Genomic DNA, 1,062 nt, shown 5'->3' on the forward strand with positions numbered 1-1,062 from the left:
TTACGTCCAGCGTAAACCTTACCAATTTTGTCTGGGAATTGGCGAGCTGTTTCGATTACGCCACAAGCTGAAGCGTTGATTACGGCAGTTACGCCACCTGACTGTGCGTAGAAAGCATTTTTGATAGTCATTGAATATCCTATTCTTCGATAAAAATGAAAGGTTTCATAAATTTCGCGCATCATACTGCATTTTTATGAAAGTTTCATGAGCCTGATTACTAATCAGTCGGTATCAGTCTTAAAATAAAAACTGTTGACAATTAACCTTGGCGATTCGTATCGAAAGTATAAAAAAGTGAGAGCGGTGCACTCTCACTTCTACTGTTATTCAGGTCAAAAATTAAAGCTAGCTATTAAGTTTCTTGGCAAGAATCTGATTGAACAGTTTAGGGTTTCCTTGTCCTTTAGAGGCTTTCATTAAAGGCCCCATAAATCCGCCCATAAGCTTTTTACGCTTTTTGTCATCGGCCTCTTTATACTGTGCAATCTGATCAGCCATGCCAGCGAGTACTTCGTCAACCAATGCTTCTAGCGCACCGGTATCAGATACCTGCTTTAGACCTTGTGATTCAATAATTGCGTCAACATCATCACCAGATTTTTCCCAAAGTGTATTGAATACTTTCTTTGCACCTGAAGACGACAAAGTGTTGTCTTTAACTCTAAGCACCAGTTGCCCAAGTTGCTCTGCACTGATAGGAGAATCTTTTAAGGAGATGCTGTCGCTGTTGAGTCGCGCGCTTAGCTCTCCCATTGTCCAGTTGGCAGAAAGCTTAGCGTCACCTGAAATGCTACTGGCTGTCTCGAAATAATGAGAAAGGTCTGCCTGTGCTGAGATCAAGCCTGCATCGTAACTTGATAAGCCGTATTCGGCGCAGAACCTTGCCTTTCGTGCATCAGGAAGCTCTGGCATCTCAGTTTTAATCTGATCAATAAACTCGTCAGACAATTCGACAGGAAGCAGGTCAGGGCATGGGAAGTAGCGGTAATCGTTTGCTTCTTCTTTGCTACGCATGGAGCGGGAGATATCTTTCTCTCCATCGTATAAGCGGGTCTCTTG

The 1,062-nt window shown here is 42.9% G+C and carries 2 pseudogenes; both read right to left on the bottom strand.

What is annotated here, in order from left to right:
- A pseudogene (locus tag A3766_RS29465) lies at window positions 1–131 on the bottom strand (diphosphate--fructose-6-phosphate 1-phosphotransferase); the annotation flags it as partial.
- A 217-nt stretch (window positions 132–348) separates the two neighbouring features.
- Window positions 349–1,062: pseudogene (gatB, locus tag A3766_RS07000) on the bottom strand (Asp-tRNA(Asn)/Glu-tRNA(Gln) amidotransferase GatCAB subunit B); the annotation flags it as partial.

It is taken from the genome of Oleiphilus sp. HI0132, from assembly GCF_001635845.1.